At 72.5% G+C, this 12,704-nt stretch carries 13 protein-coding genes; 2 read left to right on the top strand and 11 right to left on the bottom strand.

Translation table 11 applies throughout. From position 1 onward, the window contains the following. Positions 1-16: 16 nt before the first annotated feature. The 3 genes from ACLQ23_RS03260 to ACLQ23_RS03250 form a co-directional block, all read right to left on the bottom strand. Positions 17-1,270, bottom strand: coding sequence for an RNA polymerase sigma factor (locus ACLQ23_RS03260; protein ID WP_355588339.1), 1,254 nt, complete (start codon positions 1,268-1,270; stop codon positions 17-19). Then, complete coding sequence (locus ACLQ23_RS03255; RefSeq protein ID WP_355588530.1) at positions 1,267-1,623, bottom strand: YciI family protein; 357 nt, start codon at positions 1,621-1,623, stop codon at positions 1,267-1,269. The genes ACLQ23_RS03260 and ACLQ23_RS03255 overlap by 4 nt, the downstream gene beginning before the upstream one ends. Positions 1,624-1,770: 147 nt before the next feature. Then, positions 1,771-3,036 carry a DUF2786 domain-containing protein gene (locus ACLQ23_RS03250; protein ID WP_355632346.1) on the bottom strand — a complete coding sequence of 422 codons (1,266 nt, stop codon included), beginning with the start codon at positions 3,034-3,036 and terminating at the stop codon, positions 1,771-1,773. 194 nt (positions 3,037-3,230) lie between these two features. Here ACLQ23_RS03250 and ACLQ23_RS03245 point away from each other — a divergent pair, with 194 nt between their 5' ends. After that, positions 3,231-3,722, top strand: a complete 492-nt coding sequence (locus ACLQ23_RS03245; RefSeq protein ID WP_355588343.1) for a DUF2243 domain-containing protein — start codon at positions 3,231-3,233, stop codon at positions 3,720-3,722. Then, positions 3,719-4,606, top strand: a complete 888-nt coding sequence (locus ACLQ23_RS03240; RefSeq protein ID WP_425734667.1) for a cytochrome c oxidase assembly protein — start codon at positions 3,719-3,721, stop codon at positions 4,604-4,606. The genes ACLQ23_RS03245 and ACLQ23_RS03240 overlap by 4 nt, the downstream gene beginning before the upstream one ends. On the opposite strand, the gene ACLQ23_RS03235 is transcribed toward ACLQ23_RS03240, so the two are convergent. From ACLQ23_RS03235 to ACLQ23_RS03200, 8 genes are all read right to left on the bottom strand, one after another. Next, positions 4,607-4,882 carry a hypothetical protein gene (locus ACLQ23_RS03235; protein ID WP_053658947.1) on the bottom strand — a complete coding sequence of 92 codons (276 nt, stop codon included), beginning with the start codon at positions 4,880-4,882 and terminating at the stop codon, positions 4,607-4,609. A gap of 14 nt (positions 4,883-4,896) precedes the next feature. Beyond that, entirely contained in the window at positions 4,897-5,982 is a 1,086-nt protein-coding gene (locus ACLQ23_RS03230; protein ID WP_167946053.1) for a hypothetical protein, read from the bottom strand. After that, positions 5,960-6,301, bottom strand: a complete 342-nt coding sequence (locus ACLQ23_RS03225; protein ID WP_425880326.1) for a WXG100 family type VII secretion target — start codon at positions 6,299-6,301, stop codon at positions 5,960-5,962. The genes ACLQ23_RS03230 and ACLQ23_RS03225 overlap by 23 nt, the downstream gene beginning before the upstream one ends. Positions 6,302-6,305: 4 nt before the next feature. Further along, complete coding sequence (locus tag ACLQ23_RS03220; protein WP_167946051.1) at positions 6,306-6,755, bottom strand: YbaB/EbfC family nucleoid-associated protein; 450 nt, start codon at positions 6,753-6,755, stop codon at positions 6,306-6,308. A 149-nt stretch (positions 6,756-6,904) separates the two neighbouring features. Continuing rightward, the gene (locus ACLQ23_RS03215; protein ID WP_425880325.1) at positions 6,905-8,056 is read right to left on the bottom strand and encodes a CaiB/BaiF CoA transferase family protein; all 1,152 of its coding nucleotides are present in this window, start codon (positions 8,054-8,056) and stop codon (positions 6,905-6,907) included. Further along, entirely contained in the window at positions 8,053-10,209 is a 2,157-nt protein-coding gene (locus ACLQ23_RS03210; protein WP_355588355.1) for a 3-hydroxyacyl-CoA dehydrogenase NAD-binding domain-containing protein, read from the bottom strand. Before ACLQ23_RS03210 ends, ACLQ23_RS03215 begins: the two co-directional genes overlap by 4 nt. Before the next feature lie 14 nt (positions 10,210-10,223). Next, the gene (locus ACLQ23_RS03205) at positions 10,224-11,438 is read right to left on the bottom strand and encodes an acetyl-CoA C-acetyltransferase (protein ID WP_355588357.1); all 1,215 of its coding nucleotides are present in this window, start codon (positions 11,436-11,438) and stop codon (positions 10,224-10,226) included. Further along, positions 11,428-12,594 carry an acyl-CoA dehydrogenase family protein gene (locus ACLQ23_RS03200; RefSeq protein WP_355588359.1) on the bottom strand — a complete coding sequence of 389 codons (1,167 nt, stop codon included), beginning with the start codon at positions 12,592-12,594 and terminating at the stop codon, positions 11,428-11,430. The genes ACLQ23_RS03205 and ACLQ23_RS03200 overlap by 11 nt, the downstream gene beginning before the upstream one ends. Positions 12,595-12,704 lie beyond the last annotated feature (110 nt).

Below are 12,704 nucleotides of genomic sequence, written 5' to 3'. Positions count from 1 at the left end.
CGGGCCCTCGCCGCACTCATCGCGGCGGGGCGATTCTTGCGGCCTTCAACTCCAGATAACGCTGCTCGGGCAGGCTCGTGGTGCCACGTGCCGCCGCCAGGTACGCGTCCCGCGCCGCGACGGGCTCACCGGCCATCTCCAGCAGGTGCCCCCGGACTGCGGCGAGCCGGTGGTGCCCGGCGGTGCGTTCGTCGGCGTCCAACTGCGTGAGCAGGGCGAGCCCGGCCCGTGGCCCCTCGGCCATTGCCACCGCCACCGACTGGTTGAGGGTGACCATCGGGTTCGGCGCGATCCGGGCCAGCAGCCGGTACAGCGCGACGATCTGCCGCCAGTCCGTCTCCGCCGCCGTCGGCGCCTCGGCGTGCACGGCCGCGATTGCCCCCTGGAGCTGGTACGGGCCGGGCGGCGACCAGGTCAACGCCTCGGTGATCAGGGTGACCCCCTCCGCGATGGCTGTCGCGTCCCATCGCGTGCGGTCCTGCTCGGTCAGCGGCACCAGCTCCCCGTCCGGGCCGAGTCGGGCCGCCCGGTGCGCGTCGGTGAGCAGCATCAACGCCAGCAGCCCGGCCACCTCGCCGTCGTCAGGCAGCAGCCCGTGCAGGATGCGGGCCAGCCGGATCGCCTCGCCGGTCAGCTCGGCCCGGCGCAGGTCCGGGCCACTGGACGCGGTGTACCCCTCGTTGAAGATCAGATAGAGCACCCGGAGCACGGTGCGCAGCCGCTCGTCCCGCTCACCCGGCGCGGGCATCGTGAACCGGGCACCCGCCGCCTCGATCCGCTGCTTGGCCCGGCGGATCCGCTGGCTCATCGTCGGCTCCGGCACCAGGTGCGCCCGCGCGATCTGGGCGGTGCTCAGACCGCCGACAGCCCGGAGGGTGAGCGCCACCTGCGCCGAACCGGCAAGCGCCGGATGGCAGCAGAGGAACAGCAGGGTGAGGGTGTCGTCGGAGTCCGCCACCGCCGGCTCCGAGTCGGCCGCCGGCGCCGTTGCGGCGTACGCCGGCTCGCGCAGCGCCGCCGCCACCTCGCGGGTCCGACGGGCGCTGTCGCTGCGCCACTCGTCGGTGAGCCGGCGCGTGGCAACGGTGCGCAACCACGCGCGGGGATTGTCAGGTACGCCCTGCTCGGGCCACTGCGTCGCGGCGGCGAGCAGCGCCTCCTGGACCGCGTCCTCGCACCTGTCGAACTGGCCGTGCCGGCGGACCAGCAGGCCGAGGACCTGCGGCGTGAGCGCGCGCAGCAGGTCCTCGACCGTCCGGTCCTCGGTCACATCTCCGTCCCGGCCTCGTCCATGATCGGGCGGACCTCCATGACGCCGCCGAAGCGGACGTCCGGCCAGCGGGCGGCGATCTCGGCGGCCCGCTGCGGGCTGTCGCAGTCGACGGTCAGGTAACCGGCGAACTGTTCCTTGCTCTCCATGAACGGCCCGTCGACGATCTCGGTGTTGCCGCCCACGGCCCGGACGGTCAACGTCTGCGACGGGTCGGCCAGCGCCTGGCCGGCGACCCACTCGCCGCTCTCGGCCAGCTCCTTCATGATCTCGTCGACCTCGCCGAACAGGGCGGTGCGGTCCTCCTCGGAAAGCTCCTCGGTGAAGCCGGGCCGGTTCCAGATCAGCAGCATGTACTTCACGGCGATGCTCCTCAAGCCTCGGTCGCGCCCCGGACGGGGTGCGGCTCACCGGAAGGTCGGAGCCGTCGCCCCGTTCCCTACCGCGTACCGAAGAAAATCGCAGAAACCCCCGGCGGTGGCGCTCCCACGCCGGGGCGGTCAGCGCGGATCGGGCCGGCCCGGCACCTGTCGGGGCTTCCGGCCGCCGCCGACATCAAGGGACGCCCGGTCGGCGGCCGAGGTGCCCGACGACCAGCCCTCGGCATCCCGGGCGCTGAGCCGGTGCCTGGTGACGCCCGGGAAGAGGGTGTCCAGCCGCTCGCGCACCGCCTCGCCCCGCGCGGCGAGCACCGGCAGCAGCCGTTCCGCCCCGGCCGTCTGGGCAGCAGCCTGGTCCGCCGCGTCGGTTGCCGCCTCGGTGGCCGTCCGCAGCCGCTCGCCGATCCGCAGCGCGAACGCGTTGAGGAACGACTCGTCCCACACCTTCGTCCGCCGACCCGACCCCGGCCGGCGCTCGGCACGGCCCCGCAGCATCGCACCGATCGCCTGGACCAGCAGTGAGGTGTAGAGCACCTCCACCGCCAGCAGATCGGCCGGCCAGCCCAGCACTGTGGTGAACCCGAGATCGTCGGACCAGACCGCCTCGCAGCGGTTAGCCGCGGCCACCTCCTGCACCAACAGCGCCTTCGCGCCCGCGTACGGGGCGTCGGTGCTCAGGCGCACCCCGCCGGGCAGGTCGCCGCGCTCCGCCCCGGCGGCCAGCAGCGCCTCGTCGATGCTGTGCCGGGCGATCAACTCCTGCGCCTTGCCGGTGAGCGCCTCCGCCTCGGCCGGGAAGGTGGTCGACTCGGCCTTTGCCAGCAGCGCCCGTACCCGATCGAGCATCGGTGACCCGCTGCGCGCCGTACCCGCAGGTCGGGCCGTCGCGGCACCGGACGAACCGGGCGGCGGGCGCAGCACCGCGATCGGCGGCAGGCTCTCCACGAGCGCGAGGGCGTCCACTGCCGTGCGCAGCGCGTCGGCACGGTCCAGCCCCTCCCGCGCCGACCAACCGGCCAGCACGCCCCGGTCGTCGTCCGACAGCGCCTCGGCGGCCAGCTCGCGCAACTGTTCGTCCCACCACGCCGGAACCGGCTCGGGCTGGTCGCGCCGCTGCACGGCCATCGCGTCACGGACCAGTCGGGCCGCCCGGGCGTCCAGCCGCCGGCTGGTGATCCGGTCCAGGTCGACCGGCTGCCAGCCACGCGGCCAGAGCCGCGCCACGCCACGGACCAGGCGACGCAGCAGGGCCGCGTCGACCGCCGTGGTGCCGTCCGTCGCGCCGGTGCCGACCATCAGGTGGTCCAGCTGCCGTTCGGCCAGCCGTACGTCGGTGCCGCGCACCGCCGCGAGCGCGTTGGCGACGAGTTCGTCCGCGTCCGGCACGGGCACCTCCTTCTCCGGTTCCGCTGCCTTCTCCGGTTCCGCTGCCGACGAGGCGTACGCCCGCCCAGCTCCATGATCATGCCGTGAGCCGTGCCGGCGGCACGAAACGGGGATGTGCCAGCCGTATCGGCTCCGATCTGCATGGATCGCCCGGTCCGGGGTAGTTCGGCACCGACGTGGATGTGAGGTGTGTCGTGGTCGGTTCCAGCCTGTCGGGGAGGCGCACCGTCGACGTGCCGGACGGTCGTTCCTCCACCCTCGCCGGCGTCCTGATCGGCATCGCGATCATGGCGGCGGTGGACGAGATCGTCTTCCACCAGTTGCTGGGCTGGCACCACTTCTACGACCGGTCCACCCCGTCGGTCGCGCTGCTCTCGGACGGGCTGCTGCACGCCGCCGAGTTGATCGCCCTGGTCGGGGGCTTCTTCTGGTTCGCCGACCTGCGCCGACGGCGTGCCCTGTCCACCCGGCTGACGTGGGGCGGCTTCCTGATCGGCGCCGGAGGGTTCCAGCTCTTCGACGGGCTTGTCAACCACAAGGTGTTCCGCCTGCACCAGATCCGCTACGACGTCCACCTGGTGCCGTACGACGTGGTGTGGAACGTGGCCGGCGCGGTGCTGCTGCTGGCCGGCGTCGCCGTCGTGTGGTCGGCCCGGTCCCGTCGGGCAGGCGACGGCCCCCGATGACAACGGTCCCTGCCGGCCCGCAGGGCTGGCCCGCGCCGGGGACGGACGGGCCGGCGATGCTCCCGGTCGTCGCGCACGGCGGGCACGGTGCGGACGGACCGGGCTGGCTGCCGCTGCTGCCCGTCGTGCTGCTGGCGGGCGGCTATCTGCTGGCGGCGTTCCGCGACCCGCGCGGGTGGGACCATCGGCGCAGCGCCGCCTGGCTGGTCGGCTGCGCACTGCTGGCCGTCGCCGTCGGGCCGCTGGGCCACGTTCCCGACGACCCGCGCGGGCACATGGCGCAGCACCTTCTGCTCGGCATGCTGGCCCCACTGGGGCTGGTCCTCGGCGCCCCGGTGACGCTGCTGCTGCGGGTCGCGCCGCCGCAGGTACGCCGGGTGGTTGGTCGGCTGCTGCGCGCCCGACCGCTGCACCTGATCGCCCACCCGGTCACCGCCGCGCTGCTCAGCACGGGTGGGCTGGCTCTGGTGCTGCTCACCCCGTTGTACGCGGCGGCGGAACGCCAGCCCACACTGCACGACGCAGTGCATCTGCACTACGTGGCCGCCGGGTACCTGCTCGCCTGGTCGTTGGCCGGGCCGGACCCGGCGCCGCGTCGTCCTGGGCTGGCCGTACGGGTCGGCGCGCTGCTCGGCGCGGCGGCCGGCCACTCCGCGCTCGCCAGGTACCTCTACGCGAACGCCGGCACCCTTCCTCCCGGCCTCAGCGACCCGGACGCGGAGGCGTTCCGTTCCGCCGCCCAGCTCATGTACTACGGCGGTGACATCGCCGAACTGCTCCTGGCCGTGGCCCTCTTCGCCAGCTGGTACAACAGCCCGGCCCGGCGGGCCTCGTCGCTCAGAAGGGCCGCGGCACCGGGCGACCCGGTGCCGCGAGGCTCCTGATCAGCTCGGGGTACGGGCGTTCAGGGCGGTGGAGAGCTGGGCCAGGAAGGCGCGGATGCTCTCCTCGCTGTGGGGCGTCTCGGCCTGGTCGTTGAGCGGGCCCGAGTAGCGCAGCGCCTGGTCGAGCGCGTCAAGCGTCTCGGCCCGGTCACCCGGATAGAGCCCGCCGACCACTCCGTCGGCGACCCGGGTCACCACCGAATCGTCGAGCGCCCGGTCGAACTGGATCCCGTAGAGGATCCCGTTGACGTGGCCCTTCCAATTGTCCGTACCCATGAATCTCTGCTCCCCTAGAAGATCCGGCCGCCGTCCCAGCCCAGGATCGGAACACCACCCAGGCCGTTGCGTTTGAACTCGGCGTCGAGATTGGCCATGTGGCTCACGTCGGGCTGGTAATGACCGCTGCGCGCCGTGGCGTACTGGACCATACCGTCCTTCACGACCAGCTCGCCCGCCGCCGCGACCGGCTGCCCGTTGCCGAGCGTCGAGTGGTGGAAGTCGCCAACCTTCTGGTAGTTGGACGCGTACAGGTTGCCGTTGCGGTCCATCACGAAGATGGCCTGACCGTTGCCGCTGAACACCGTCTGGGCGCTCGCCGTGTCGAACGGCTCGCCGCTCTTGGCGCTGCGCAGGACCCCGTTGCTGTCGAAGAAGACCCGGTGATCTTCGAGTTGCTCCGGAGTGAGCCGGCGCACCGCCGTCGGGAAGTGCCCGCCGGGCAGGTGCTCGTTGCGGTACTTGTCGAGCATCGGCTGCGTGTGGTGGTAGCGGGGCGTCGTGTGCGGGCCTGGCACGCGGGGACCCCCAGGGCCCTTACGCCCACCGCCCTTGCGGGTGAACTTGCGCAGCAGTGTCTTCGCCCGCTTCAGCAACTGCGGAATGATCTCCTTGACGACCCGCTCGACGACCTCCTTGATGATCCGCTGGATCGCCATCCGGGCCAGGCCGATCGAGACCGGGATCTGGGCCAGCGAGGCACCGAAGCTGGGGGCTGCCGCCGCGAGCGCGATCGCCACCTGCACGACGAGGATCGTCAGCTGGATGATCACCAGGATCTTCTGCGTCAGGGTGATGATGGCCATCACCAGCAACGCCATGCCGATCAGTTCGGCGGCCTGCGCGCCGTCCTCCATCCGGCGCGGCGCGCCCTCCTCGCCGTACCAGGCCTGCTCGAACGCGCGGACGTCCTCCCCGCGGTTGGTCGCGCTGACCTTCGCCGCGCCCGCCTGCGCCTCACCGACAGCAGTACGCAGCTTGCCGGCGAACGCGAACCACATCTGCGACGCCTCGAACAGCAACTCCTCGTCGGCCATCGGCCAGGTGAAACCGACCCAGCCCAGAGCTTCGGCCAGCTCAGGAGGTAGCTGCATACCCACCGGGCAGCTCCATCCTGGTGAAGAGTTCGGAGTTCGCGGTGTCGATCGCCTCGTACGCGTCGGCGGACTGGTCGAGGTTCGCGGAGGTCTCCAACAACTGGTCGCCCATCGACCGGAACACGTCGAGCGCGTGCGTCAGCACCTCGACGTACACGGCACCGAACAGGGAGCCCGCCTCGTCGGCACCCCACGGGCTGCCAGCCCCGTTGACAGTCGACTCCAGACCGCTTACCGCCGCGCCGAGTTGCTGGCCGGTGGCCGCGAGCGAATCCGCCGCGGCACGCAGAGCGTCGAGGTCCACCTCGATCCCGTTGGCCATCGGCTCAGCGCCGATCCATCCGGCGGGTCGCCGCGTCGAGGTCGCCGATCATCCGCTGGAACCCACGGAAGGCGTCCTCGGAGACCCGTCCGAGCTGCTCGGTGAGGGCCGCGCTGTCGACGCCGGCCGCCGCCGTCAGCTCGGCCCGCCGAGCGCGCTCGTCGGCCTGCGCCGCCTGGACCGCCTCCAGCACGTACTCGGCGATAGCGGTGGTGCCGGCGCGGGACAGGCTCGGGTCGATCACGAGGCTCTGAAGGCCGCCGTACGCGCCGACCTCCGCCTCGACGAGCCCGCCTCCGCCGACGCCCCGGCCCACCATCTGTTCGTCGGTCGGCACCGTCGTGTCGTCGTCGGCCACCGGTTGGGCCGAGGTGGCGGCACCGGCCTGGCTCAGGAGGCGCATCGCCTCTTCGAGTGACCGGCTCAGGCCGGACGGATCGATCCCACTCGCCACGTCGTCCCCCTACGACTCGCGGTCCTACCTCCGGGGAGCGACAGTACCAACGACCCCGCAACATTCGCGGCCCCGTGAAATCCCTTGTGGACGCAGTCGCGCGTGCCCGGAGACCCTGCGCCGCCCGGCTCCCGACGGAGCCGGGCGGATCACCGCCAGTCGGCGAGGATCGCGTCGACCGCCACGGCATCGCGCTCCGGGTCCGGTGCCGGTGCGGGCCGGTCGGTGGGCGTCCGGTCGAAGCGCGGTGCCGGTGCCGGCTGGATCTCGCCGCCGACCTCGACGAACGTGCCCCGGGCTGCATTGTGCGGATGCCGGTACGCCTCACCGGGCGCGAGGACCGGAGCGACGCAGGCGTCCAGGTCGGCGAAGACCGCCGTCCACTCGTCCCGGGTCCGCTCGGCGAACCGCTCGGTGAACCGTCGGTGCAACTCGTCCCAGCCGCTCGGGTCGTACTGGGCGGGCAGGTCCGGCTCGTCGGCGAGACCCAGACCCGTCAGCAACACGGCGTAGAAGGCCGGCTCCACGGCGCCCACGGCCATGAAGCCACCGTCGGCAGTGGCGTACGTGTCGTAGAACGGTGCGCCGCCGTCGAAGATGTTGCGGCCACGCGGGGCGGCCCACAGGCCGGCGCCGAGCATCCCGTGCAGGAACGACGTGAGCAGGGCGGACCCGTCGACCATCGCCGCGTCGACGACCTGGCCGACACCGGAGCGTTCCCGTTCCAGCAGCGCGGCAAGCACGCCCACCGCGAGCAGCATGCCGCCCCCGCCGAAGTCACCGAGCAGGTTCATCGGCGCGTGTGGGCGCTCGCCGGCCCGGCCCAGTGGTTCCAACGCCCCGGCCACAGCGATGTAGTCGATGTCGTGCCCGGCCCGGAACGCCAGCGGGCCGTCCTGGCCCCAGCCGGTCATCCGCGCGTACACCAGTCGGGGGTTTCGGGCCTGGCAGGTCTGCGGCCCGAAACCCAGCCGCTCGGCGACGCCCGGGCGGTAGCCCTCGACGAGGACGTCGGCGGCATCCGCCAGGCGCAGCAGGTCCGCCACCCCCGCCGGAGACTTCAGGTCCACTGTGGTGACCCGGCGTCCCCGCTGCAACGGCCCGCCGGTCGGCGCGGCCAGCCGCCCCGCACCCGGTCCACCCGGCCGGTCCACCCGTACGACGTCCGCGCCGAGGTCGGCGAGCATCATGCAACCGAACGGCGCGGGTGCGAGACCCGCCAGCTCGACCACCCGTACCCCCGCCAGCGGCCCGCCGCGCGCCGGACCGCCCGCCGCTGCGCCGGGGCCCGGGGCCGTCACGCGACGCCAGCCGGTGCGACGGTACGGGCGGCGAGCCGCTCCTCCAGGTCGGCCGGAGGTGTGAAGCGGTCACCGTAGCGGGAGGCCAGCTCACTGGCACGGGCCGCGAAGCCGGCCGGACCGCCCGCGTACTGCCGGACGTAGCGGATCACCCCTCCCGTCCAGGCCGGGAAGCCGATGCCGAAGATCGAACCGATGTTGGCGTCGGTCTCGGTACGCAGCACGCCCTCATCGAGGCAGCGCAGCGCGTCCAGCGCCTCGGCGAAGAGCATCCGCTCCTGGAGGTCGGTGAACGGCACCGCCCGGCCGGCGTCGGTGATCAGGTCGGCGAGCCCCGTCCACAGCCGCCCTCGCGTGCCGTTGTCGTAGGAGTAGAAGCCGCGCCCCGCCGCGCGCCCCGGCCGCTCGTACGCGTCGACAAGCTCGTCGACGAGGCGGTGCGAAGGCAACGGCAGGAAGTCCCCGCCGGCGGCCTCGAACTGGCGCCGGATCCGCTGGATGAGGGTGAGGCTCACCTCGTCGGCGAGCGCCAGCGGCCCGGTCGGGTAGCCGGCCTGGAGAGCTGCCTGCTCCACCGACGCGGCCGGTACGCCCTCGGCGACCATGCCGACAGCCTCGTCGATGAACCGGCCGATGACCCGGCTGGTGAAGAAGCCCCGCCCGTCGTTGACGACGATCGGCGTCTTGCCGATCCGCCGGCCCAGGTCGAACGCCCGCGCCAGCGCGACGTCGCCGGTCTGCTCGCCCACCACGATCTCCAGCAGGGGCATCCGGTCCACTGGGGAGAAGAAGTGCATGCCGATGAAGTCGGCCGGCCTGTCCACGCCGGCGGCCAGCCCGGTGATCGGCAGGGTCGAGGTGTTGGAGGCGAGCAGGGCGCCCGGCGCCAGCACCGGCAGCACCTCGGCGAACACCTTCTGCTTCAGCGTCGGGTCCTCGAAGACCGCCTCGATGACCGCGTCGCAGCCGGTCAGAGCGTCGACCTGGTCGGTGGTGGTGATCCGGTCCAGGACGGCCCGGGCATCGGCCTCCGAGGCGCGCCCCTTGCGGACCCTGCGGGCCAGCAGCCGTTCGGCGTGCTCCCGGGCCCGCCCGGCGGCCTCCGGGGAGACGTCCTTGACCACCACGTCGATGCCGGCGCTGGCGCAGGCGTACGCGATGCCGGCGCCCATCATGCCCGCGCCGAGCACCGCCACCCGGCGCACCGGCGGCGCGTCCGCCACGGACGGGCGGGCGGCGCCGCCGTTGACGGCCTTCAGGTCGAAGAAGAACGCCCCGATCATGTTCTTGGCTACCTGCCCGGTGAGCAGGCCGATCAGGTGCCGGGTCTCCACCGTGAACGCGGTCTCCAGGTCGACCTGGGCGCCCTCCACTGCGGTGGCAAGGATCGCCTCCGGCGCGGGCAGTCGGGCACCCTTGAGCTGCTTGCGAAGGGTCGCCGGGAAGGCCGGCAGTTGCGCCGCAAGCGATCGGCTGGCGGGTGTGCCGCCGGGCATCCGGTAGTCCGGGCGGTCCCACGGCTGCTGTGGGCGCGGGTTGGCGGCGATCCAGGCGCGGGCCCGGTCCAGCATCTCCGTCTCGGTGGCCACTACCTCGTCGACGATCCCGACGGCCAGGGCGTCGGCCGGGCGCATCCGGCGGCCGGTGAGCAGCACGGTGGTAAGCGCGCCGGCCAGGCCGAGCATGCGTACCGTCCGGGTGACGCCGCCGGCACCCGGCAGCAGACCCAGTGTCACCTCGGGCAGTCCCAGCCGCGAGCCGGGCACGTCCAGCGCGATCCGGTGGTGGCAGGCGAGCGCGATCTCCAGGCCGCCGCCGAGCGCCGAGCCGTTGACGGCGGCGACCACCGGTCGGCCCAGCGTCTCCAGCCGGCGCAGGTCCCGTTTGATGGTGCCGAGCAGATCGGCAAGCCCGGGGGCGTCGGCGCCTGTCGCCCGGATCATCATCGGCAGGTCACCACCGGCGAAGAACGTCGACTTCGCGCTTGTCACGATGACTCCGGCGAGGTCGGGCTCGGCCTCCAGCCGGTCGAGCGCGGCGCTCATCGAGGCGACGTACGCGCGGTTCATTGTGTTCGCGGACTGGTCGGGGTCGTCAAAGGTGAGCGTGACGATGCCGTCGGCGCCGCTGTCGTACCGGATGGTGTTTGTCATTGTGGTCCTCCGGGTCAGCAGCGCTCGATGACGGTGGCGACGCCCATGCCGCCGCCGATGCAGAGGGTCACGACGGCGCGGCGCAGGTCGCGGCGTTCCAACTCGTCCAACGCGGTGCCGAGCAGCATCGCTCCGGTCGCGCCGAGCGGGTGGCCCAGAGCGATCGCGCCGCCGTTGACGTTGACGCGGTCCGGATCCAGCCCGAGGTCGCGGACGTACTTGAGGACCACTGCGGCGAAGGCTTCGTTGATCTCGAACAGGTCGATGTCGTCGAGGGTCAGGCCGGCGGCGGCGAGCGCCTTGTGGGTGGCCGGGATCGGGCCGGTCAGCATCAGCGTCGGGTCGGCGCCGGTGACCGCCGCGCCGACGATCCGGGCGCGCGGGGTGAGGCCGAGGTCCCGGCCGACCTGCTCCGAGCCGACAAGCACCAGCGCGGCACCGTCCACGATTCCCGACGAGTTGCCGGCGTGGTGGACGTGCTCGATGGCCTCCAGCCAGTGGAACTTCTGCAAGGCGACAGCGTCGAAGCCGGCAGCCTCGCCAATCGTGGCGAAGGACGGCGTGAGCTTGGCCAGCCCTTCCCGCGTGGTGTCCGGGCGGAGGTGCTCGTCCACACTGAGGATGTCCAGCCCGTTGGCGTCGCGGACCGGCACCACCGAGCGGGCGAAATGCCCACCCGCCCACGCCTTGGCGGCCCGCTCCTGCGAGCGCAGCGCGTAGCCGTCCACGTCGTCGCGGGTGAAGCCCTCAAGTGTGGCGATGAGGTCGGCGCTGACGCCCTGCGGCACGAACGACGTGGCAAGCGCGGTCTGCGGGTCGGTGGCCCAGGCAGCGCCGTCGGCGCCCATCGGCACCCGCGACATCGACTCCACCCCGCCGGCCAGCAACAGGTGCTCCCAACCGGAACGGATCCGCGCGGCGGCGGAGTTGACAGCCTCCAACCCGGAGGCGCAGAACCGGTTGAGTTGCACCCCGCCCACCTCGTCGGGCAGCCCGGCGAGCAGGGCGGCGGCGCGCGCCAGGTCACCGCCCTGCTCGCCGACAGGTGTGACGATGCCGAGCAGCAGGTCCTCCAGCCGCCCGACGTCAAGGCCCGGGTTGCGCTCACGCAGCGCGTCGATCAGGCCGACGACAAGGGAGATCGGCTTGACCCCGTGCAGCGCGCCGGTGTCCCGGCCGCGTCCGCGCGGGGTGCGGACCGCGTCATAGACGTACGCCTCAGAGGACACGGGCGATCAGCTCCTTCATGATCTCGTTGGTGCCGCCGTAGATCTTCTGGACGCGGGCGTCGGCGTACATCCGGGCGATGGGGTACTCGGTGGTGTAGCCGTAGCCGCCGAAGATCTGCAGGCAGCGGTCGACGACCTCGCACTGGCCCTCGGTGAGCCACGACTTCGCCATAGCTGCGGTCGCCACGTCCAGGTCGCCACGGCTGTGCCGGACGATGCAGTCGTCCAGGAAGACCCGACTGACCCGGGTGCGGGTGGCGCACTCGGCGAGCACCATCCGGGTGTTCTGGTGGCCCATCAGCGGCTTGCCGAAGGCGGTGCGCTCCTTCGCGTACGCGACTGTCAGCTCGACGGCGCGTTCCATGGCGGCGACCGCCCCGACGCCGATGACCAGGCGCTCCTGCGGAAGCTGCTGCATCATCTGGATGAAGCCCAGCCCTTCGGCGCCGCCCAGCAGGTTGGCCGCAGGCACCCGGAAGTCGTCGAAGAACAACTCGGCGGTGTCGTTGCCGTGCAGCCCCACCTTGGACAGCAGCCGGCCCCGGCGGAAGCCCTCCGGGTCGCCGCCGACCTCGCAGACCAGCAGGGAGATGCCGGAGGCCCGCTGCTCGGGGTCGGTCTTGACCGCCATGACGATCAGGTCGGCCAGGCCACCGTTTGTGATGAACGTCTTCGCGCCGGTGACCAGGTAGTCGTCACCGTCGCGGACCGCCCGGGTGCGCATCGCCTGAAGGTCGGAGCCGCCATCGGGCTCGGTCATCGCGATCGCGCCGACCAGCTCACCGCTGCACAGTCCGGGCAGCCAGCGTCGCTTCTGCTCCTCGCTGCCGTACTCCACCAGGTAGCCGGTGACGATGCCACTGTGGACGGCCAGCCCGAGGCTGCTCTCCCCGGTGTGGGCCTGCTCGTGCAGCAGCACCGCCTCGTGCGTGAAGCCGCCGCCCCCACCGCCGTACTCCTCCGGCACTGACAGCCCGAGCAGCCCCAGCTCACCGGCGCGCCGGTAGTGCTCGCGATCCGGGTGGCCCTGGGCCAGCAGGCGCTCGGTGTGCGGCAGCACCTCCTTCGTGAAGAAGGTGCGGGCCAGGTCGGCGAGGTCGTCGTGCTCCGGCTGCCGCCAGGGCGAGGGGGGACCGTCGAGTGCGGGCGTCGGCATGTCCACCACCCTCGCGCGCTGTTGGCAGCCTGTCAATAACTCTTGATCCACACGCCTTCCTTGATATCGGGCTATCCGCAGCGTGGGGACACCCCGATGTCAGGGAAGGC

Origin of the sequence: Micromonospora sp. DT41 (assembly GCF_049841715.1) — a bacterium.
Classification (GTDB): domain Bacteria; phylum Actinomycetota; class Actinomycetes; order Mycobacteriales; family Micromonosporaceae; genus Micromonospora; species Micromonospora profundi.
This window is presented reverse-complemented; position numbering and strand designations above follow the sequence as displayed.

Coding starts and splice junctions, on each gene's coding strand:
- ACLQ23_RS03235 (WP_053658947.1), bottom strand. CDS start 4,882: ATGGGTACGGACAATTGGAAGGGCCACGTCAACGGGATCCTCTACGGG.
- ACLQ23_RS03200 (WP_355588359.1), bottom strand. CDS start 12,594: ATGCCGACGCCCGCACTCGACGGTCCCCCCTCGCCCTGGCGGCAGCCG.
- ACLQ23_RS03255 (WP_355588530.1), bottom strand. CDS start 1,623: ATGCTGCTGATCTGGAACCGGCCCGGCTTCACCGAGGAGCTTTCCGAG.
- ACLQ23_RS03210 (WP_355588355.1), bottom strand. CDS start 10,209: ATGACAAACACCATCCGGTACGACAGCGGCGCCGACGGCATCGTCACG.
- ACLQ23_RS03225 (WP_425880326.1), bottom strand. CDS start 6,301: ATGGCCAACGGGATCGAGGTGGACCTCGACGCTCTGCGTGCCGCGGCG.
- ACLQ23_RS03240 (WP_425734667.1), top strand. CDS start 3,719: ATGACAACGGTCCCTGCCGGCCCGCAGGGCTGGCCCGCGCCGGGGACG.